We start from the raw sequence: 19182 nt of genomic DNA, 5'->3' as shown, positions 1-19182 counted from the left end.
TCAGTTCGTCGTCCACACCCCTAGTCGCGATCTATCGCGTTTGGGTACGCTGCTGTCGTGGACCTACAGAAGCGCCCCACCCAAGAGCCCTCGTCTCAGACCGAGTTGCGCGCCTCCGACGCCGACCGCGACCGCACCGCCGACATTCTGCGCGAGGCCCTCGCCGAGGGGCGTCTCACCGCGGACGAGCACGCCGAGCGGGTCGAGGAGGTCTACCGCGCCAAGACCGTCGGCGAACTCGAACCGCTCGTCCGCGACCTCCCCGGCGAGCACCGGACGCAAGCCCCGCGTGCGTACCAGCCGCCGCCCAACCAGCCCGCTCCGGGCGCGGTACCTCCGGTCGCCGACGAGAACGTGGTGGCGGTGCTGAGCTCCGCGACGCGCAAGGGTCGGTGGCGAATAGGTCGCCGCACCCATGCGTACGCCATCTTCGGCAGTATCGAGATAGACCTCAGCGAGGCGATCTTCGAGCACCGGCAGGTCGTCATCAAGGCCGTCTCGGTCTTCGGCAGCGTGGAGATACGCGTCCCGGAGAACGTCTCGCTGCGCGGCAACGGCGGCGGTGTGCTCGGCAATTTCGAGGTGCGCACGCTGGATTCGGGCGAACAGGACGCACCTGTTGTTTATGTGGACGGACTTGCTCTTTTGGGGCATATTGAGGCAAAGCCCAAGCGCGGCAAGGTGGTTGAGGACATCCTCGACCGTGTGAACGACAAGTTGCGCAAACATCTGGGGCATTGACGGTCGCGAATTCGAAGGCTGTTCGGCGGCAGCTCGGGGGCATTTCGGCGGCAAGCGGAGCGAACTGATCCGCTCGTACCCGCTCGGACCTGCGAAGAACTCCCGTGCTTCGGAACTCAGTGCATAGGCGCGCGCACAGCGGGTAGGCCTTGTCGCATCGTCGCTCGCTCGCGAAGCCGTCGTCAGGAGTAGACCGTGCTGCATCCGCCGCATCAGTCCCTGCAGGTCGCTGCCGTTCCGCCCCAGGGGGCCGCGGTACGTGAAAGGGACCAGGACGCCCCGTGGCATACGGAGGCCGTGTGCCGCCGCGACGAGGCCGGGCTGTTCTTCGCACCCTCGAAAGAACCCACAGCGGCCCGGCTGTCCCGCGAGGACGCGGCGAAGCGGGTCTGCGCACGCTGCCCGGTGATGGTCGAGTGCCGCGAACACGCATTGCTGCAACCCGAGCCGTACGGAGTGTGGGGCGGCCTCACCGCCGCCGAGCGCCGCGTGGTCCTGGCCCGACGCCGGCGCCGCGACCTCGAACTGAAGAAGGCGGCTCGCTCCACTGCGGGACAGATAGCGGCCGCTGGATAGTCGGACATGTGAATGGGGCGTCCCTCCGCACAAGGGGCGCCCCATTTACGTACGTACGACCGCTTGGGTGCGTACGGCTGCTGCTTCTGACTTCTAGTTCGTTCTACTTCGCCTTGTCGAAGTCGATCGTGCTGTACGCGCGCAGCTTGCTCAGCCGGTGCTCGGAGGTGATCTGGCGGACCGTGCCGGACTTGGAGCGCATGACGATCGAGTCGGTGGTCGCGGTCTCGGCGCGGTAGCGGACGCCACGCAGCAGCTCGCCGTCCGTGATGCCGGTCGCGACGAAGAAGACGTTCTCGCCGGAGACCAGGTCGTCCGTGAACAGGACGCGGTCGAGGTCGTGGCCCGCGTCGACGGCCCGCTGCTTCTCCTCGTCGTCCTTGGGCCAGAGCTTGCCCTGGATGGTGCCGCCCAGGCACTTGACCGCACAGGCCGAGATGATGCCCTCGGGCGTACCGCCGATGCCCAGCAGCAGGTCGATGCCGGTGCCCTCGCGCAGGGCCAGGATCGAGCCCGCGACATCGCCGTCCGAGATCAGCTTGATGCGCGCGCCGGTCTCGCGGATCTCCTTGATGATGCCCTCGTGCCGCGGCCGGTCGAGGATGACGACGGTGACGTCCTCCGGTGTGGACCGCTTGGCCTTGGCGACCCGGCGGATGTTCACGGACACCGGGGCGTTGATGTCGACGAAGTCGGCTGCCTCGGGGCCGGTGACCAGTTTGTCCATGTAGAAGACGGCTGACGGGTCGAACATGGTGCCGCGGTCGGCGGCGGCCAGCACGGCGATCGCGTTCGTCATGCCCTTCGCGGTCAGCGTGGTGCCGTCGATCGGGTCGACGGCGATATCGCACTCGGGGCCGGTGCCGTCGCCGACGGCCTCCCCGTTGAACAGCATTGGCGCCTCGTCCTTCTCGCCCTCCCCGATGACGACGACGCCGTTCATCGAGACGGTGGAGACGAGGGTGCGCATGGCGCGTACGGCGGCTCCGTCGGCGCCGTTCTTGTCACCGCGGCCGACCCAACGGCCGGCGGCCATCGCGGCGGCTTCGGTGACCCGGACGAGTTCCAGGGCGAGGTTGCGGTCGGGGGCCTCGGACGGGACCTCGAGCTCGGACGGCAGGTGGTGATGGTTCTCGGTCATCGGAGCGCACCTTTCTGATACGAGACAAAAACTGCGCCCGTAGGGCGTCCCTGGAAGGGCGGTGGTGGGAGACGGGTGGGCGGCCGGTGAGGGTTCTCGGCGACTCTATCCTCAGTCCGACAAAATGAGCAGGGGCCCCCACGGATGAGCAGACCAGTACACCTGCGACGATGAGGGCGTGGCAGGTATGAAAGGCAAGCAGACGGTCCGGGACATGGTGCTCTCCCTGGGCCTGATCGGAATCGTCGCGGGAGTCATCTACCTCTTCATTCCCCATGACGAGTCCGAGCCTCCGCTCAAGCGGGTGGACTATCGCGTGGAGCTCCTCACGGCACGCCGCGCGGCCACCTATCCGGTGGCGGCCCCGGAGGGCCTGTCCAAGGAGTGGACGGCGACGTCGGTGCGGTTCGAGGGCGACAACTTCGACGCCTGGCATCTTGGCTTCCACGATCCCGACGGGGAGTACGTGGCGGTCGAGCAGTCCACTCAGAAGCCGTCGACGTTCATCGACGAGGCCGGGCAGGGCGCTGAGGAGACTGACGTCACCGAGCGCATCGGGGGGCGGACCTGGACGCGGTACGAGGGGCCCAAGTACGACGCCCTGGTTCTGCGGGAGGAGGGGGCTACGACGGTGGTTACGGGTACGGCGTCGTTTGGGCAGCTTATGAAAATGGCTGCGGCGTTGAAGATGTCCTGACGGTTACTGGGGTTCGTCGCCCGATTCCTCGGCCGCGTCTTCGGCTGAGGACTCCGCTTCCTCTTCGGCCAGCGCCGCGTCCAGTCGCTTGCGTGCGCCGTCCAGCCAGCGGCGGCATACCTTGGCGAGTTCCTCGCCGCGCTCCCAGAGGGCCAGGGACTCCTCGAGCGTCGTACCGCCCGCCTCCAGGCGACGTACGACCTCGATCAGCTCGTCCCGCGCCTGCTCGTACCCGAGTGCCTCGTCCACCTTGCTGGTCATGCGCCCACCTTATGTTTCCACTCGGACAGTGCTGTGCTCTCCTCGGGGGCGCGGCATCCGACGGCGACTCCGCCGCGGGCCGGACCCTGGGGCAGGCCCACGTTTTCAGTCGGCCCGGACCACCGTGAACTCGCCCTCGGCCACCCGCGCCCGCAGTGGTTCCTCGGCCGCCACCTCGTCAGGGGTGCGGACCACGTGGCCGTCGGTCTTCTGTAGGACCGCGTAGCCGCGGCGGAGGGTCGCGGCGGGGGAGAGGCCCACCACGCGCGCGTGCGTGTGCGACAGCTCCGAGTCGGCGCGGTCGAGGAGGTGGCCGAGGCAGCGTCGGGCGCGGTCCAGCAGTGCGGCTACCTGGTCCTCGCGGTCGTCGATCATGCGGTGGGGGTCCTCTATCGAGGGCCTTGCCAGCGCGTTCGCGAGGCCGCGCTCCTCGCGCTCGATGAAGGACATGACGCTGCGGCGCGCTCGGTCCTGGAGGAACCGCACCCGTTCGTACTCCTCGCCTACGTCCGGCACGACCTTCTTGGCCGCGTCTGTGGGTGTTGACGCGCGCAGGTCGGCCGCGTAGTCCAGCAGGGGGTTGTCCGGCTCGTGGCCGATCGCCGAGACCACGGGCGTACGGCAGGACACGACCGCCCGTACGAGCTGCTCGTCCGAGAACGGGAGCAGGTCCTCTACGCTGCCGCCGCCGCGCGCCACGATGATCACGTCCACGTCGTCCAGCGCGTCCAGCTCTTTTACGGCCTGGATGACCTGGGGTACCGCGTGTACGCCCTGCACGGCGACGTTGCGTACCTCGAAGCGGACGGCCGGCCAGCGGTGTCGTGCGTTCTCCAGTACGTCGCGCTCTGCGGCGGAGGCTCGTCCGCAGACCAGGCCGATGAGCTGGGGGAGGAAGGGCAGTGTCTTTTTGCGTTCGGGGGCGAACAGGCCTTCGCTGGCCAGCGTCTTCTTCAACTGCTCCAGGCGGGCCAGCAGTTCGCCTACGCCTACTGGCTTTATCTCGGCTGCCCGGAGGGAGAGCTGGCCTCTGGGCGCGTACCACTCGGGCTTCGCGTGGACCACTACGCGGGCGCCCTCGCTGACGATGTCGGCCACCGCGTCGAATACCTGGCGGTAGCAGGTGACGCTCACGGAAATGTCGTACGACGGGTCGCGCAACGTCATGAAGACGACGCCCGCGCCCGGGCGGCGTGACAACTGTGTGATCTGACCCTCGACCCACACGGCGCCCAGCCGGTCGATCCATCCCCCGATGAGCCGTGACACCTCGCCGACGGGGAGCGGGGCGTCCGCGGATGTGTTCACAGCCATGCGCCCGAGAGTAACGGGCTGGACTGACAACCTCCGGGGGTGGGCGCCGGGCGCCTGTGGGGCGTTGGGGGTCGGGGCCGCGCCGGGGGTGTCCGTCCTCGGACCGGCGCGCGTTGCTGTCGGCTGGTAGAGGGTGCTCGGGGTGGCGCGCCGGCCGCTGCGGGCGCACACCCCCGCCCCGTCCCCTTCCCGCCGTGGGCGGCCTCGGGGCCATGGGGGTGCGCCTCCATGCCCCGGGGGCGCGCCCCCGGCTGTGTGCAGCGGCGATCTTTGGGTGCTGGGCGCGGCCTTACGATGGTTGGCATGACTGCTTCTACTGGCCGCCGTGTCCTGCTTGCCGCCCCCCGGGGCTACTGCGCGGGTGTGGACCGCGCCGTGATCGCCGTCGAGAAGGCCCTGGAGCAATACGGGGCCCCTATCTATGTCCGCCACGAGATCGTCCACAACAAGTACGTCGTGCAGACCCTGGAGAAGAAGGGGGCGATTTTCGTCGAGCAGACGGCGGAGGTTCCCGAGGGGTCGATCGTCATGTTCTCGGCGCATGGTGTTGCGCCTGTCGTCCATGAGGAGGCGGCGGAGGGAAAGCTCGCCACCATTGATGCCACGTGTCCGCTGGTCACGAAGGTTCACAAGGAGGCTGTTCGGTTTGCCCAGGATGACTTCGACATCCTTCTGATTGGTCACGAGGGGCACGAGGAGGTCATTGGTACCTCTGGTGAGGCGCCTGACCACATCACGCTTGTCGATGGGCCGAAGGACGTTGCGAATGTGGAGGTTCGTGATCCCTCCAGGGTTGTCTGGCTCTCGCAGACCACTCTGTCCGTGGACGAGACCATGGAGACGGTCGATGCCCTGAAGGAGAAGTTCCCGCAGCTCATCTCCCCGCCGAGTGACGACATCTGCTATGCCACGCAGAACCGGCAGCTTGCCGTGAAGCAGATGGGTGCCGATTCCGATCTGGTCATCGTGGTCGGCTCGCGGAACTCCTCCAACTCCAAGCGGCTCGTGGAGGTCGCCAAGCTCGCGGGTGCGCGTGAGGCGTATCTCGTGGACTTCGCGGACGAGATCGACGAGGCCTGGCTGGAGGGCGTCACTACGGTCGGCGTCACCTCGGGTGCGTCCGTGCCAGAGGTGCTGGTCGAGCAGGTCCTGGAGTTCCTTGCGGGACGCGGCTTCGAGGACGTGGAGATCGTCAAGGCCGCCGAGGAGTCCATCACCTTCTCGCTTCCCAAGGAACTGCGCCGCGACCTGCGGGCTGAGGCGGCGGCCCTGGTGGCGGAGCGGACGGCCGAAAAGTAGGCGGAAGGTACGGCTGAGAAGTGACTGTCAGTCGTACGTCGTAACGTGGGCCCATGCAGATCTTCGGCGTGGACATCGGTGGATCAGGGATCAAGGGCGCTCCCGTGGACCTGGAGCAGGGCGACCTTGCGGCTGAGCGGCACAAAGTGCTCACCCCGCACCCCTCGACCCCTGACGCGGTGGCCGACGGTGTGAAGGAGGTCGTCGGTCACTTCGGCTGGACGGGGCCCGTCGGGGTCACGTTCCCGGGCGTGGTCACCGGCGGCGCCACCATCCGTACGGCCGCCAATGTGGACAAGGGCTGGGTGGACGTCGACGCGCGTGAGTTGCTGAGCGAGCGGCTCGGCGGGCTCCCGGTGACGATCCTGAACGACGCGGACGCGGCTGGCGTGGCCGAGATGCGGTTCGGTGCGGGGCGTGACCGTCAGGGCACGGTCATCGTCCTCACCTTCGGTACGGGCATAGGCAGCGCCCTTTTCGTTGAGGGCGTCCTCGTGCCGAACACTGAGCTGGGGCATCTCGAACTGCACGGCCACGATGCTGAGAAGCACGCCTCCACCAAGGCCAAGGACGACCACGAGCTGAGCTGGGAGCACTGGGCCCGGCGCGTCCAGAAGTATCTCGCCCATGTGGAGATGCTGTTCTCGCCCGAGCTCTTCATCATCGGGGGCGGCGTCAGCCGCAAGTCGCACAAGTTCCTGCCGCTGATCGAGGGCATCAAGGCGGAGATCGTTCCGGCGCAGTTGCAGAACAATGCGGGGATCGTGGGGGCGGCCATGCGGGCGGCGAAGGCGGGGTAGCGGCTGGGGGGAGGGGGCTCCTCCGGCTCGTACGACTGTGGCGGGCCGTCTCGTACGACTCTGGAGTTGCTCGTCGGTGACGTGGGCGGGCCGGGCTGTTGCAGGAGACGGGGCGTGGGGCCTCGGGCTCGCGTCTCAGGCCGTGCGGCGTCTGGGGTGAGCTTGGGCCGGGCGCCTCTTCTGGGCCGGAGGCCGCGGGGACTGGGCTGCTGCCCGGCGCTGGGCCGCCCGTCGGCTCATCATGCGTACCTTGCGGACGGTCACGATGAGGCCGGCGATCAGTGTGCCGCCGTACAGCCAGCCCGCGTGCATCGCGAGGGCGGTGAACAGGCCCATCAGCCCGTCCCAGAAGCCTCCGTCGCTGTCGGCGATGGGCAGCAGGCCGAAGGCGAAGGCGATGGGCACGGCGATGGGTGCGGTGACGAGGTCGGCTCGGCGTACCCAGATTGCGGTCAGGGCGCAGACCGGCAGGAACAGCACCCCGTAGACGAGGAGTGACGATCCGAACAGCAGGCGGATGAGCAGGGCGAGCGCGAACATCGACGCGAGGCAGAACAGGCCACTGCCGAGGCCGGTGAGCCGCGGGTTCGGCATCCTGCGTACCGCCCGTACCAGCGGGGACACGGGCAGCGGGCCTCGGGCGGCGCCTGGTCGGAACTGCTGGGGCGTACGGGCTCCGCCGCGCGCTGCCTGCGGGGGAACGGGCGGGCCGCTTCGCGGTCGCGACGGCGGCCGGGGCTGGTGCCGGGGCTGAGGGGGACGCGTGCTGTGTTGCTCCACTGGTCCAACTTAGGTCGGTTTATGTGTCGAATTGCTGCCGGGACACGCGCTTTGATCGACCTTGGCCATGCGTTCGATACGTCGCCGGTCCGGGGTGTCGCACGCCGTAGACTGGTGGATCGGTCCGCCCGGGTCTCCTCCAATCTCAGTTACGGGAAGTCGCAACGTGTCGCTCACGATCGGAATCGTCGGTCTGCCGAATGTCGGCAAGTCGACCCTGTTCAACGCCCTGACCAAGAACGACGTGCTGGCGGCCAACTACCCGTTCGCCACGATCGAGCCGAACGTCGGCGTGGTCGGCGTCCCCGATGCCCGGCTGGCGAAGCTGGCCGAGATCTTCGGTTCGCAGAAGGTCCTCCCCGCCACCGTCGACTTCGTCGACATCGCGGGCATCGTGCGCGGCGCGAGCGAGGGCGAGGGGCTGGGCAACAAGTTCCTGGCGAACATCCGTGAGTCCGACGCGATCTGCCAGGTCATCCGTGCCTTCAGGGACGAGGACGTCGTACACGTCGACGGCAAGATCTCCCCGAAGGACGACATCGAGACGATCAACACCGAGCTGATCCTCGCGGACCTGCAGACCATCGAGAAAGTCCTGCCGCGCCTCCAGAAGGAGTCGCGGATCAAGAAGGACGTGGCGCCGAAGGTGGCCGCGGTCGAGGCGGCCAAGGAGATCCTGGACGCCGGTCAGACCCTGTTCGCCGCGGGCATCAAGCAGGACTCGGACCAGGAGGCCCTCCTCCACGACCTGCACCTGCTCACCGTCAAGCCCTTCCTGTACGTCTTCAATGTCGACGAGGACGAACTGACCGACGAGACCTTCAAGGCCGAGCAGCGCGCCCTGGTCGCCCCCGCCGAGGCGATCTTCCTCAACGCCAAGCTGGAGGCCGACCTCGCCGAACTCGACGAGGAGGACGCCCTGGAGCTCCTCCAGTCCGTCGGCGCCGAAGAACCCGGCCTCGCCACACTCGCCCGAGTCGGCTTCAACACCCTCGGCCTCCAGACCTATCTCACGGCCGGCCCCAAAGAATCCCGCGCCTGGACCATCAAGAAAGGCGCCACGGCCCCCGAGGCCGCCGGAGTCATCCACACCGACTTCCAGAAGGGCTTCATCAAGGCGGAGATCATCTCCTTCGAGGACCTGGTGGAAACGGGCTCGGTCGCCGAGGCGCGCGCCAAGGGGAAGGCGCGTATGGAGGGCAAGGATTATGTGATGCGGGACGGGGATGTGGTGGAGTTCCGGCACGGAGGAACCTCTGGAAGCGGGAAGAAGTAGTCCCCCGCAGGAGAGAACGACGGCTGACGATCCTCTGAACCTTGACGAGGCCGGCGAATGGGCTGGCCTGTGGTGGCTGCCGGACGACCCTGACGAGCAGGTTCCGGGCGTGCTCCGGTATGACCCCGAGAGCGGCCTCTCCCTCTCGTTGATCGGCGCGTTCGAGGACCGCATCACGTCGAAGGGGTGACCGCGTACCACGAGGGCACCAGGACGTGGGACGTCATCCACGGCGCGGCCGAGCAGCGCGAGATCACCCTCCTCGGCTGCGTCCCCACCGGCGGGAAGCGGACCATGTTCGCGCGGGTGAAGAGCCCCGACAAGCAGACCGTGGCGGCGACGACAGCGATCATCGGCGCGCACGTCAGCGGCGAGGAAGACGCCGCATTCTCCGCGGCCGGGGTCTCGGTCGAAGACCTGGGGCTCTGGGCGGCATCGTCCGTGTTCGAGGGCTTCCTCGGTGCTCCCGGCGGAAAGATCGACGGGACCGGGAGCATCTCCGTGAAGCCGGTCGCTGCGCAGTCGGTCGCGGTCGACGGGACCGAGTACCGCCTGATGCACACGCACACGCTGCCGTCCTTCGACCAGCGCAAGGGCGGAACCGTCGGACGTATGCGCGACACCGCCTCTGTCCGAGCGGTCCCGTCCGAGCCGTTCGCCCTGAGCGCGGCTCTGGAGACTGCCAGCCTGGTGCAGGACCTGATCGCCCTGGCGACGCACCGCGCGGCCGGCGTCATCCGGCTCCGGCTGGAGGTGGCCGGGACCGAGTCGGTCCTGCCGAACGGCCGGCCCGTGCCGCGCCGGCACGCGGACGTGCTCTACTCGCCCGCCGCGCTTGGCCACCACGACGCAAAGGCCGCGGACCACCGCCGCGTCTTCTTCACCTGAGAGTCGCTCCCGTTCAAGGAGGTCGTGCCCCGCTGGTGCGAGGCGCACGGCCGCCTGCAGGCGGCGACCAACATGATCCTTGGCCTGCGCTACGCGCCGGCCAGCTTCGTCGAGAACAACCTCCTGACGGCGGTGGGCGCTGCCGAGGTGCTGCACCGCGGCCTGCGCATCGACGAGAAGCCGTTCCCCAAAGCGGAATTCAAGGAGATGCGCGAGGCGATGCTCGCGCAGGTGCCAGAAGAGCATCGCGACCGGTTCCGGGGTCCGCAACGACCCGACGCTCCGGGACCGGCTCCACGCGCTCGCCGAGCGCCCCGACCAAGAAGCGATCGCGCTCCTCATGCCGGACATTGGCCACTGGGCGAGGAGGACGACGCGGGCGCGCAACGACCTCGCGCACGAGGGCAGGACGCCGAACCATTCCTTCGAAGAACTGATCGCCATCGTCGAGGTGACCACTGCGGTCGTGATCCTCAACGTGCTGCACGAGCTCGGTCTGCCGGCCGGGCGGCAGCGGGAGATCGTGCAGGAGCACCCGCAGTTGAGGGCGACGTCACGGACCGCGGGCGAGCGGCTGGCGGCCCCGCAGTCCGAAGCAGAGCGGTGTTCCGAGTCTGCGCTATTGGGGGATGGTGAGCAGGATGCGGCCGTGGCCACCGCCGGCGCCGACGTGGTCGTGGGCCTTGGCGATGTCGTCCAGCGGGTGACGGTCGCCGACGGCGACGGTGAGGGCGCCGACGGCGGCTGCGGAGGTGAGGTCGCGGGTGGCCTGGCGCTTGGCCTCGGCGGGGAAGTCGTCGCTGCCGAGCAGCCGCAGGGTGACGTTGTTGAACAGTAGAGGCCAGAAGGGGATCTCGGTGCGGTCCGCGCGGGTGGCATAGGCGGCGATGACGGCGTTGTTGGCGGCGACGGCGTTGTCGAGATCGGCGTTGTCGGACAGCGCGACCTTCGCACGGGTGGGACACCAAGCAACGAAGGTCCGACAAGCGCAGTGGTCACACCTCTTCGGAATCGCTTTCAAGCGGGCTCGTCTTGGCCCGCAGCCATGCCGTCAGCCGGCGGACGCGTACGTCTTGCTCGGGTGGTTGACGACTGAGGAGGTGGTAGCTGGTGCCGTCGGGGACGAAACCGAAGGGTGCGACGAGTTGCCCTCGCTCCAGGTCGTCGCGGACGACGGCATACGGGGCGATCGCGACCCCGACGCCGGCCGCGGCAGCCTGGAGAGTCAGGTAGAAGTGCTCCAGGGTCTGCTGGGAGGCGGGCTCTGCTTTCATGCCGGTGATGCCTCGCCAGTCGTCCCACGCCTGCGGTCGTGTACCGGTGTGCAGAAGGACTACCTCCGATATGCCGGCGCCGGTCAGGCGGGCCGCGAGATCGGGCCGGCAGACGGGTCCGATCCTCTCTGCGAACAAGCGGGTCCGGCTCACCTTTTCGGGAAACGGGAAGTCGTCTCGGCGGATCGCGAGGTCGATGTCGTCCCGCTCGAAGAAGACGGGGCCGCCGCCTGCGGACAGATGGACGGTGACGTCCGGCACGTTCACGGCCAGATCGGGCAGCCGGGGAATGAGCCACCGCATCAGGAGTGTGGGCTCGCACGAGAGGGTGAGCGGTCCTGCGGGTGTGCGCCGTGCGATCTGCCGGGCGGCCGCATCGATCTGATCGAGTGCGTCTCTGACGACGGCCGCCAGCTGGCGCGCCTGCAGGGTCGGGCGCAGGGCGCGTGTCTGCCGCTCGAACAGCGATATCCCAAGGGACCGCTCCAGGTTCTGGACCTGTCGGCTCACCGCGCCGTGCGTCACATGCAGCTCCTGCGCCGCCGCGGTCATGCTCGCGTGCCGGACGGTCGCTTCGAAGGGCAGCAGAGTATTCAGAGGAGGTAGACCCGACCATCGCATACGTGAATTTTACTCACAGGTCTCGTGAGAATGAATCGCTTGTCCAGCTCTTTTGCCTGCCTGACTATTGATCCAGTCACGGAAACGCTGACCAATGGAGAGGTGGGGCATGACATTCCGCAACGACGAGCGGTCGGGCATCGCCATCCTGGCGGATGACCTCACCAGCGCCGGGGACGGTGCCGCGCCGTTCCGCCGGGCCGGGCACGACGCCCGGATCCTGCTCACTGCCCCAGCAAGCGTGCCGCGGCACGCCGTGGGCGTGAGCGCGGTCGACCTGGGGAGCCGGGTGCTGGACGAGAAGGCCGCCGCTTCGCGTACGCGGCGGGCGGCCCGCCTGTTCGCCGGCTCTGAGTTGCTCTTCAAAACCGTGGATTCCACCCTGCGCGGTCATATCGCGGCAGAAGTCCGGGCCGCATGCACGGGATCGCGGAGGCGGACCGTCGTCATCGCCCCGGCCTTCCCCGCGGAGGGCAGAGTGACGGTGGAAGGGGTCCAGTACGTGCGGGGCGTACCGGTCCACGAGAGCGACTTCGCACGCGACCCGGTACACCCTGTGCGGTGCTCGGACCTCGCGACGCTGTTCCCGGAGGCCGTTGTGGCAGGGCCGGGCCGGGCGGCCGAGCTGCCCGAACTGATCGGCAACGGTGGCCTGATCGTCTGCTCCGCAGCGGGTGACGACGACCTCGACCGCCTGGTGGCAGCGGTGCCGCGCCTCGACAATGTGCTGTGGGTCGGCTCCCCAGGGCTGGCGGCCGCCCTGGCCCGAAGGTGCGCACGCGCTGCCGGCAGCGCTACTTCGGTGCCTGCGCCCGCCCGACGCCCACTGATCGTCGTCGGCAGTGCCAACGCGGCGACCCGGCGGCAGCTGGCCGCGCTCTCCGCCCGGGCGGATGTCCAAGGGATCACCGTCAGCGGCGATCCGGCCACGGCAGTGGAGACGCTGCGCGGCCTGACGGCCCCCGTCCTCACCCTCCAAACACCCGACGAACGCCACACGCCACAGACCGCGCAAGCACTCGCCCGCTCTCTGGCAGCAGTCGTCCAGGCTCTCACCGAAGAGCACACGATCGACGCGCTCATCGTCACCGGGGGAGAAACGGCCGCGACCGTGCTCCAGACCCTTGGTGCCACCGGCATCGGCCTGCTCGACGAACCCGAACCCGGCGTCGCCCGCGGAACGCTCCTCGGGCAGCTCCCCCTCCCCGTGCTGATCAAGGCGGGCGGCTTCGGCGACGACGCCACGCTCCTGCGCCTGTGCCACCTCATCCGACATCCCCTCGACCCAGGAGAGCACGCATGACCCCGATCGCCATCACCATGGGCGACCCCTGCGGAATCGGCCCCGAGGTCACCCTCAAGGCGTGTGCCGACCCCCGGCGCACCGTGCCGGTTGTCGTCATCGGTGACGTGGGCGTCCTCGCCCGCGCCGACCGGGTCGCCGGAACGGGCCTCACCCTTCGCCCCGTCGCATCCGTCGATCAGGCGGCGTTCGCGCCCGGCACGGTGGACGTCCTCACCGAGGACGGCCTTCCGGCCGACCTGCGCTGGGGCACACTCGACGCCCGCGCGGGAGCGGCGTCCTTCCAGTACGTCCGCCGCGGTATCCAGCTCGCGATGGCCCACGAGGTACGGGCCCTGGTGACCGCGCCGATCAACAAGGAAGCGCTGCGCATGTCCGGCGTGCCCTACCCCGGGCACACCGAGATCCTCGCCGACCTGTCCGGCACCAAGGACTACGCGATGATGATGGCCACCGACGAGCTGCGGACCGTCCTGGTCACCGTGCACCAGTCCCTGCGCACCGCGATCGACGCGATCACCACCGCACGCGAACTCGACATCATCCGCCTCACCCACCGCACACTCCAGCGCGGCGGCCTGCCCGCCCCTCGCATCGCCGTCGCCGGCCTCAACCCCCACGCAGGGGAGAACGGCCTTTTCGGCCGCGAGGACCTGGACATCATCACCCCCGCCATCGAGGCCGCTCAGAGCGAAGGCATCCAGGCCAGCGGACCCTGGCCCGCCGACACCGTCTTCATGCGAGCCCGCGCCGGAGCCTTCGACGCCGTGGTCGCCCAGTACCACGACCAGGGTCTGATCCCCGTCAAGTACCTCGGGATCGAACACGGCGTCAACATCACCATCGGTCTTCCGTTCGTCCGCACCAGCGTCGACCACGGCACCGCCTTCGACATCGCCGGTCTGGGCACGGCCGACCACACCAGCCTGCTCACCGCCCTGACTCACGCCGACCGCCTGTCCTCAGGGGCACCGGCCCGCCCCTGACCCACCGACTCACATCAACCCGGAACAAAAACCGGAACAGAAAGCCGAAGGACACCGTGGACTTCATCTTCATGCTCACTCGCGACGACCGCACCGTCACCGACTGCCTCGAGGTCCTCGACACCATCAAGGACCTCGGCATCACCCACATCGGATTCAAGGACATCGGCGTCGACCGCGACACCCTCACCCAACTGCACGCCCGCATCAAGGACATGGGCGCCACCACCTACCTCGAAGTCGTCAGCACCGACCGGGACCAGGCACTTGCCTCCGTACGGACAGCCACCGAACTCGGCGTCGACTGGCTGATGGGCGGCACCTGGATCGAGGAGACCCTCGATCTCCTGCAGGGCACGTCCATCGGCTACCTGCCCTTCGCCGGAGAACCCCTCGGGCACCCCACCCGCCTCGCCGGCGACCCGGACCGCATCGCCGACGACTGCCGACAGGCGGAAGCGGCGGGCTGCGCCGGCGTCGACCTTCTCGCCTATCGCGCCACCGATGCCGACCCCCTCGACCTGGTCCGCGCCGCCCGCGCCGCCACCACCGGCCGCCTGGTCATCGCAGGCTCCATCACCAGCACCGACCAGATACAGGCACTCGCATCAGCTGGAGCCGACGCCTTCACCATCGGATCCGCCGCCTTCGACGGCTCCCTTCAGCCCCACGCAGGAACCATCCGATCCCAACTGGCCCCCGTGGTGGGTCTGTAGCGAGAGCCGCCCCCGGGAGCCCAGAAGAAGCGACCGAGCAAGGTCACGGGCGGGGTGAGGTCGAGTCACACGGCCATCGGATGAATCTCTTGACTCCCCCCTAAGCCGCTGTCACTCTGTGCCGAATACCAGCATGCTGTACCACATTGTGGCACGATGGAAAGGGTCCGGGGCTGGGGTGGATCCCCGAACCCGGGACGCCTGCGAGCGTTGGGGCCCCAGGGCGCGCCCCCTTCAGTCGCTACCAAGCATCCTCACGCTCGGGGCCCAGTTGTGGCCCGGCGATACGAAAGGAAGTCCTGTGTCAGCTGGGAAGAAGCGTGTCGCCGTGGTCGGTGTGGGAACGATGGGCAGCCAGGCCGCTTGGCGGCTGGCGGCCCGGGGTGCCGAGGTCGTCGGCTACGACCGCTTCGCGCCCGGCCACGACCGCAGCGCCGCAGGCGGTGAGACCCGGGTCTTCCGCAGCGTGCAGACCCACGACAGCCGCTATGTGCCGCTCGTCCGGCACGCCGACCTTCTCTGGAAGCAGTTGCAGGCGGAGACCGGACGGGAGCTGCGCCGCCTGACCGGAGCCCTGGTCATGGGGCCGGCCGACCACCCCGAGATGCGTACCGTCATGGACGGCATCGCCGAGCACGGCCTCGACCACGAGGTGATCGACGCCGAGGCGATGGCCAAGCGCTTCCCACAGTTCCGCGTCGACGAGGGCGACCTGGTGCTCCTCGACTCCCACGCGGGCTTCATCCGCCCCGAGCTGACGGTCCAGACCGCGGCCCGACGTTCCGAGGAACTGGGCGCCCAAATCCGCCGCTACACCCCGGTGCGGGAAGTCACTCCCGTCCCCGGCGGAGGCGTGGAGATCCGCACCGACACCGACACCGAGCGCTTCGACGCCGCCGTCGTCACCCCCGGCCCCTGGGTGGGCGACCTGCTGCCCGACCTGCCGTGGGAAGTGAACGTCTACCGCGCGATCAGCGCCTGGTTCCTGCCCCACGAGGACCACCCGGCAGACGCCGGGCGTCCCGCCTTCATCCGCTGCGGCGACATCCCCTTCTACGGCATCCCGTCCCCGGACGGCCTGACCGTCAAGCTCGGCCTGCCCCAGCCCCACCACAAGCCCGTGGACGACCCGAACCGCCTGAACCGGACCGTCGCACCGGAGGAACTGGAGTCCTTCACCACGGCGGTGCGGCGCCACCTGCCCGGCCTGAACCCCGATCCGGTGCGCCTGTCCGTCTTCATGGAGGGCTACACCGACAGCACCAGGCCGCTGGTCGGCCCCCTGCCGGGCTGTGACGACATCGTCCTGCTGGCCGGCTTCTCCGGCCAGGGCTTCAAGCTCTCGCCCGCCATGGGCGACATCGCCGCGGACCTCGCCCTGGAAGGCCGCACCTCCCAGCCGATCGACTTCATCACCACAAACGGCCGCACCGCGGCCTGAGCCCGAACGAGGAAAGCCATGACGCTGACCATCGGCCCGCTGAGGGCCGAGCCCGGCCAGAAAACCCGCGGGAGCCTGCCCGCCGACCTAGGCACCACGACAGTGGAGGTGCCCCTGATCCTCGTCAACGGATCCCGACCCGGCCCCAGGGTCGTCATCACCGGCGGCGTCCACGGTGGCGAGTTCATCGGCGTCGACGCGGCCACCCGCCTGGCCGGACTGCTGGAACCGGACGACATCGCCGGCCAGGTCGTGATCTGCCCCGTGGCCAACCCCCCGGCCGTCTACGGGGGCAGGCTCAACATCTCCCCGCTGGACGGCGTCAACATCAATCGCGTCTTCCCCGGCGACAAGGACGGCGGCCCCACCGACCGGATGGCGGCCTGGCTGTTCGAGCACCTGATTGACGGCGCCGACGCTTACGTGGACCTGCACAGCGGCGGCATCGACCAGCATCTGCTCGACTTCGTCGGTTACCGTCTGACCTCCGACGACGAGCTGGGCGGGAAGATCAAGGCGATGGCCCACGCGGTCGGATACGACCGGGTCATCTTCGGCACCAGCCCGGACGGCGGCAACAGCCACGCCGCGGCGAACCGGCAGGGTGTCCCCGCGATCCTCGTCGAGACCGGGCAACTCGGTGACCGTGACCCCGCCACCGTGCGCAGGCTGCTCGACGCGCTGTACCGGCTGCTGCACCACCTCGGCGTCATCGAGGCGCCGCAGCACCTCGCACCGGTGACCGTGCAGCCGCGCGACTGGATCTGGACGGGCGAGGTCGAGTCTCCGGTCGCAGGCCTCTGGTACCCGGACGCGGCCACCGGTGACGAGGTGACCGAGGGGCAGACCATCGGCCGCATCATCGACCCGGTCGACGGCGCCGAGCACAAGGTCGCCGCCGTCTCCACCGGAACGATCATCTACTGCATGAACGGGCTCTCCGTCCGCCCCGGCACGCACCTCGCCGCCATCGCCACCCCCCACGACTGACGGGCCTCCTATCCGCCCACTGAACCGCCCCCATCCCACTGAGCTGGTCCCCATGCCCTACTTCCACAAGATTTGTCATGACTAATGCCCAGATCGGTCGTAGAGCGCTCCTGCGCGGAGCAGGCGGCCTCGCCGCCCTCGCCGCCGTGCCTTCGCTCGCCGCCTGCGACACCGGCACCAGCCGCGTGTCGTCCGAATCGGGTAAGGGTGGCGGGAAGACGGTGGTCGTCCGCGACAGTGGCGGTTCCTATGGTGCGGTGCCGCCTAGGGCTTCCTTCAGGGGACTCCACGTGCCCAAGCGATCGCCCATGACGGGCACGCCACACAGGGTCGGGAGCTCCCCCCGTGCTCCCGACCCGACCCGTCCCCCGTGGCCCGCCCCCCCGTTGTAGATGGGTGCCGCATGCGTTCCCCCGTTTTGGATCGCACGCGGCGCCCATCTACTTTATTTTACGGGCGCTCCCTCAGCATGCCGAGGTGCCTTCGGCTTGTCAATCAGACTTTACGTACTCGCGCCGCTATCCGCCTCCGTAAACTTGGGTGCACAGTGGAGGCGCGCAGTGCAGGCGTGGCCGCGATGAGCGACCAGTGTTGTCGACGGTGTCAGCGGCAAGGGGTGATCGGGTGGAGAGCCGGAGTCCGGCGAGCGGGCGCACCATCGCTCAGAAGCTCGACCACCTGATCGGCACGGTCCATCCCGCCGACCGGGGCCCGCTCAGCTATATGGAGATCGCCGAGGGGATCCGCACGAAGGCCGGGCCGGACGGGCCGACGGTGTCGCATGCCACGATCCAGAAGATCCGCAAGGGCGAGATCGTCGATCCGAAGGTCAGCACCCTCACTGTGATCGCGGGCTTCTTCGGCGTCCCCGTGACCTACTTCTTCGACGACGCGGTGGCCGAGCGGGTCGACGCCAAGCTCGCCCGGATCAAGGAACGGGTCGAGCTGACCCGGGCTCAGCGGGAGCTGGTGAAGATCCTTGAGGACAGTGACGTACGGGATGTCGCGCTGCGTATGAACGGCCTGTCGGCCGGCAGTATCCAGGCGATCCGCGGAGTCATCGATCAGGCACGCAAGCTGGAGGGGCTGCCCGAGCCGTCGCCCGGCCGCGCGCGGGACGCGAAGTCCTGAGGGACCACGTGCACTGATCGGACGCTCATACCGCAAGGACCCCCGAGGGCCTGGGGCCCGGGACGCCTGGTGCGCGAGGGAACGCGAGGTCCTGAGGCCCGGGATACCTGGTGCACGAGGGACGCGAGGTGCTGGGCGGTCGGCGCGCTCCGTGCTGAGGTGCGAGCTGCCCGCGGCCGGAATGCGCCGGTGCGCGGGGCGGTCGCCTCGGCGTGACTTGAGCGTCTGCACACCATCGCTTAGGCTCGCGCGGACATCTGTTCGCTCCGTTTGGCGGACAACGCTTCGGCGGAATGTCATGGACACCCGGGACGTACGGCCAGCCAGGATCTGCTCGGCCAGCGAGGACCGCATGTACATCACGCGCCGCCGCGCCCGTTGCGAGGCCGCCGCCGACGTGGTCGCCATCCCGCGCCCCTTCGACCTCGACGCCCTGTGCGAGGGCATCGCCGCCCAGCGCGGCCGTCCGTTGCGTCTGGTCGCCCTGGAAGGCGCCCCGAACAGCAGCATGCCTTGCGGGGTCCTGGTGGCCACTGAGAGCGCTGACCTCATCTTCTACGAGCCGGCGACCAGCGCCCTGCACAAGCTCCAGATCGTGCTGCACGAGCTCGCACACCTGCTCCTCGGCCATGGCGGGCCGGACTCCGAACGGCCCGCGTACGCCACCCGGTTGCTGCCGGGCGCCGAGGACGGCCAGGGCGACGGGGGCGCTGAAGAGGACGAGGACGAGGATCTCGGGATCGACCTCGACCAGGTGCTGCACATCCTCGGGCGCACGAGCTACAGCGACAACGAGGAGAAGGACGCCGAACTTCTCGCGACGATTCTCAGCCACCGCATCCTCGATCGCGAAGCCACCACGAACCCCGTGCTGGAACGGCTCGGCGATGCCCTCGGCCACCCCATCCGCACCTCCTCGGACACTCCCCGGGACCACAGATCGTGAG

20 protein-coding genes and 2 pseudogenes are annotated in these 19182 nt (G+C 68.8%); 16 read left to right on the top strand and 6 right to left on the bottom strand.

What is annotated here, in order from left to right; genetic code table 11:
* Window positions 1–57 precede the first annotated feature (57 nt).
* Complete coding sequence (locus tag OHT21_RS15715) at window positions 58–741, top strand: DUF1707 SHOCT-like domain-containing protein (RefSeq protein ID WP_328768934.1); 684 nt, start codon at window positions 58–60, stop codon at window positions 739–741.
* Between the two features lie 195 nt (window positions 742–936).
* The gene (locus OHT21_RS15710) at window positions 937–1317 is read left to right on the top strand and encodes a WhiB family transcriptional regulator (protein WP_328768933.1); all 381 of its coding nucleotides are present in this window, start codon (window positions 937–939) and stop codon (window positions 1315–1317) included.
* 103 nt (window positions 1318–1420) lie between these two features.
* On the opposite strand, the gene glpX is transcribed toward OHT21_RS15710, so the two are convergent.
* A complete protein-coding gene (gene glpX / locus OHT21_RS15705) occupies window positions 1421–2458 on the bottom strand; it encodes a class II fructose-bisphosphatase (protein WP_328768932.1) in 1038 nt (345 codons plus the stop codon).
* Between the two features lie 178 nt (window positions 2459–2636).
* Here glpX and OHT21_RS15700 point away from each other — a divergent pair, with 178 nt between their 5' ends.
* Window positions 2637–3155: a DUF4245 domain-containing protein gene (locus OHT21_RS15700; RefSeq protein ID WP_328768931.1), complete on the top strand. Its 519-nt coding sequence runs from the start codon at window positions 2637–2639 to the stop codon at window positions 3153–3155.
* Between the two features lie 3 nt (window positions 3156–3158).
* Here OHT21_RS15700 and OHT21_RS15695 read toward each other — a convergent pair whose 3' ends face one another.
* The gene (locus OHT21_RS15695) at window positions 3159–3416 is read right to left on the bottom strand and encodes an exodeoxyribonuclease VII small subunit (RefSeq protein ID WP_328768930.1); all 258 of its coding nucleotides are present in this window, start codon (window positions 3414–3416) and stop codon (window positions 3159–3161) included.
* Window positions 3417–3521: 105 nt separating this feature from the next.
* Window positions 3522–4730: an exodeoxyribonuclease VII large subunit gene (gene xseA, locus OHT21_RS15690; RefSeq protein ID WP_328768929.1), complete on the bottom strand. Its 1209-nt coding sequence runs from the start codon at window positions 4728–4730 to the stop codon at window positions 3522–3524.
* A gap of 294 nt (window positions 4731–5024) precedes the next feature.
* On the opposite strand from xseA, the gene OHT21_RS15685 reads away from it, so the two are divergent.
* Entirely contained in the window at window positions 5025–6029 is a 1005-nt protein-coding gene (locus OHT21_RS15685; protein WP_328768928.1) for a 4-hydroxy-3-methylbut-2-enyl diphosphate reductase, read from the top strand.
* Between the two features lie 53 nt (window positions 6030–6082).
* A complete protein-coding gene (gene ppgK, locus OHT21_RS15680) occupies window positions 6083–6829 on the top strand; it encodes a polyphosphate--glucose phosphotransferase (protein ID WP_328768926.1) in 747 nt (248 codons plus the stop codon).
* A gap of 135 nt (window positions 6830–6964) precedes the next feature.
* Here ppgK and OHT21_RS15675 read toward each other — a convergent pair whose 3' ends face one another.
* Window positions 6965–7423: a DUF6542 domain-containing protein gene (locus OHT21_RS15675; protein ID WP_328768925.1), complete on the bottom strand. Its 459-nt coding sequence runs from the start codon at window positions 7421–7423 to the stop codon at window positions 6965–6967.
* 352 nt (window positions 7424–7775) lie between these two features.
* On the opposite strand from OHT21_RS15675, the gene ychF reads away from it, so the two are divergent.
* From ychF to OHT21_RS44670, 4 genes and pseudogenes are all read left to right on the top strand, one after another.
* Complete coding sequence (gene ychF, locus OHT21_RS15670) at window positions 7776–8885, top strand: redox-regulated ATPase YchF (RefSeq protein WP_328768924.1); 1110 nt, start codon at window positions 7776–7778, stop codon at window positions 8883–8885.
* Window positions 8836–9075, top strand: coding sequence for a hypothetical protein (locus OHT21_RS44675; protein ID WP_443050369.1), 240 nt, complete (start codon window positions 8836–8838; stop codon window positions 9073–9075). Before ychF ends, OHT21_RS44675 begins: the two co-directional genes overlap by 50 nt.
* Window positions 9072–9773, top strand: a complete 702-nt coding sequence (locus OHT21_RS15665; protein ID WP_328768923.1) for a hypothetical protein — start codon at window positions 9072–9074, stop codon at window positions 9771–9773. Before OHT21_RS44675 ends, OHT21_RS15665 begins: the two co-directional genes overlap by 4 nt.
* A gap of 139 nt (window positions 9774–9912) precedes the next feature.
* Window positions 9913–10266 (top strand): annotated as a pseudogene (locus OHT21_RS44670) (HEPN domain-containing protein); the annotation flags it as partial.
* Window positions 10267–10392: 126 nt separating this feature from the next.
* Here the strand turns inward: OHT21_RS44670 and OHT21_RS15660 are convergent.
* Window positions 10393–10722 (bottom strand): annotated as a pseudogene (locus tag OHT21_RS15660) (NADPH:quinone reductase); the annotation flags it as partial.
* Between the two features lie 46 nt (window positions 10723–10768).
* Window positions 10769–11668, bottom strand: coding sequence for a LysR substrate-binding domain-containing protein (locus OHT21_RS15655; protein ID WP_328768921.1), 900 nt, complete (start codon window positions 11666–11668; stop codon window positions 10769–10771).
* 109 nt (window positions 11669–11777) lie between these two features.
* On the opposite strand from OHT21_RS15655, the gene OHT21_RS15650 reads away from it, so the two are divergent.
* The 7 genes from OHT21_RS15650 to OHT21_RS15620 all read left to right on the top strand — a co-directional run bounded on the left by OHT21_RS15650 (window position 11778) and on the right by OHT21_RS15620 (window position 19181).
* Window positions 11778–12971, top strand: coding sequence for a four-carbon acid sugar kinase family protein (locus OHT21_RS15650; protein WP_328768920.1), 1194 nt, complete (start codon window positions 11778–11780; stop codon window positions 12969–12971).
* Window positions 12968–13957: a 4-hydroxythreonine-4-phosphate dehydrogenase PdxA gene (pdxA, locus tag OHT21_RS15645; RefSeq protein ID WP_328768919.1), complete on the top strand. Its 990-nt coding sequence runs from the start codon at window positions 12968–12970 to the stop codon at window positions 13955–13957. The genes OHT21_RS15650 and pdxA overlap by 4 nt, the downstream gene beginning before the upstream one ends.
* A 56-nt stretch (window positions 13958–14013) precedes the next feature.
* The gene (locus OHT21_RS15640; protein WP_328768918.1) at window positions 14014–14673 is read left to right on the top strand and encodes a HisA/HisF-related TIM barrel protein; all 660 of its coding nucleotides are present in this window, start codon (window positions 14014–14016) and stop codon (window positions 14671–14673) included.
* A gap of 301 nt (window positions 14674–14974) precedes the next feature.
* Entirely contained in the window at window positions 14975–16114 is a 1140-nt protein-coding gene (gene solA, locus OHT21_RS15635; protein WP_328768917.1) for an N-methyl-L-tryptophan oxidase, read from the top strand.
* Window positions 16115–16132: 18 nt separating this feature from the next.
* Window positions 16133–17104 (top strand): succinylglutamate desuccinylase/aspartoacylase family protein, encoded by a 972-nt coding sequence (locus tag OHT21_RS15630; protein WP_328768916.1) that lies wholly within the window; start codon window positions 16133–16135, stop codon window positions 17102–17104.
* A gap of 624 nt (window positions 17105–17728) precedes the next feature.
* Complete coding sequence (locus tag OHT21_RS15625) at window positions 17729–18235, top strand: helix-turn-helix domain-containing protein (protein WP_328768915.1); 507 nt, start codon at window positions 17729–17731, stop codon at window positions 18233–18235.
* Window positions 18236–18533: 298 nt separating this feature from the next.
* The gene (locus OHT21_RS15620; protein ID WP_328768914.1) at window positions 18534–19181 is read left to right on the top strand and encodes a hypothetical protein; all 648 of its coding nucleotides are present in this window, start codon (window positions 18534–18536) and stop codon (window positions 19179–19181) included.
* Window position 19182 lies beyond the last annotated feature (1 nt).

Source organism: Streptomyces sp. NBC_00286 (assembly GCF_036173125.1).
Classification (GTDB): domain Bacteria; phylum Actinomycetota; class Actinomycetes; order Streptomycetales; family Streptomycetaceae; genus Streptomyces.
The sequence above is the reverse complement of the archived record's forward strand: the minus strand, read 5'-3'. Positions and strand labels throughout refer to the sequence as shown.

Coding starts and splice junctions, on each gene's coding strand:
- pdxA (WP_328768919.1), top strand. CDS start 12,968: ATGACCCCGATCGCCATCACCATGGGCGACCCCTGCGGAATCGGCCCC.
- OHT21_RS15675 (WP_328768925.1), bottom strand. CDS start 7,423: ATGCCGAACCCGCGGCTCACCGGCCTCGGCAGTGGCCTGTTCTGCCTC.
- OHT21_RS15655 (WP_328768921.1), bottom strand. CDS start 11,668: ATGCGATGGTCGGGTCTACCTCCTCTGAATACTCTGCTGCCCTTCGAA.
- ppgK (WP_328768926.1), top strand. CDS start 6,083: ATGCAGATCTTCGGCGTGGACATCGGTGGATCAGGGATCAAGGGCGCT.
- OHT21_RS15695 (WP_328768930.1), bottom strand. CDS start 3,416: ATGACCAGCAAGGTGGACGAGGCACTCGGGTACGAGCAGGCGCGGGAC.
- OHT21_RS15620 (WP_328768914.1), top strand. CDS start 18,534: ATGGACACCCGGGACGTACGGCCAGCCAGGATCTGCTCGGCCAGCGAG.
- glpX (WP_328768932.1), bottom strand. CDS start 2,458: ATGACCGAGAACCATCACCACCTGCCGTCCGAGCTCGAGGTCCCGTCC.
- xseA (WP_328768929.1), bottom strand. CDS start 4,730: ATGGCTGTGAACACATCCGCGGACGCCCCGCTCCCCGTCGGCGAGGTG.
- OHT21_RS15650 (WP_328768920.1), top strand. CDS start 11,778: ATGACATTCCGCAACGACGAGCGGTCGGGCATCGCCATCCTGGCGGAT.
- OHT21_RS15630 (WP_328768916.1), top strand. CDS start 16,133: ATGACGCTGACCATCGGCCCGCTGAGGGCCGAGCCCGGCCAGAAAACC.
- OHT21_RS44675 (WP_443050369.1), top strand. CDS start 8,836: ATGTGGTGGAGTTCCGGCACGGAGGAACCTCTGGAAGCGGGAAGAAGT.
- OHT21_RS15685 (WP_328768928.1), top strand. CDS start 5,025: ATGGTTGGCATGACTGCTTCTACTGGCCGCCGTGTCCTGCTTGCCGCC.